Source organism: Escherichia sp. MOD1-EC6021 (assembly GCF_002965245.1).
Lineage (GTDB): Bacteria > Pseudomonadota > Gammaproteobacteria > Enterobacterales > Enterobacteriaceae > Escherichia > Escherichia coli_F.
The window spans coordinates 1-237 of record NZ_PTRU01000152.1; the positions used below are offsets into that span (position 1 = coordinate 1).

Annotated in this window: 1 protein-coding gene; it reads left to right on the top strand. The window is 53.2% G+C overall.

Translation table 11 applies throughout. The features are described 5' to 3' along the window. Window positions 1–237 (top strand): DinB/UmuC family translesion DNA polymerase (locus BEB54_RS28465; RefSeq protein ID WP_442899393.1); only part of this gene is annotated, 237 nt, incomplete at both ends.

The window sequence follows — 237 nt, forward strand, 5'->3', positions numbered from 1 at the left end:
GAAACTACGTGGGGAGCGTCAGTATTGCCGGCAGGTGACGACATTTGTACGGACATCCCCCTTTGCAGTAAAAGAACCCTGTTACAGCAATGCCGCTGTGGAAAAGCTTCCATTGCCCACACAGGACAGCCGGGACATTATTGCCGCCGCATGCAGAGCCTTAAACCATGTCTGGCGTGAAGGGTACCGCTATATGAAGGCAGGAGTCATGCTGGCTGATTTCACACCATCGGGTAT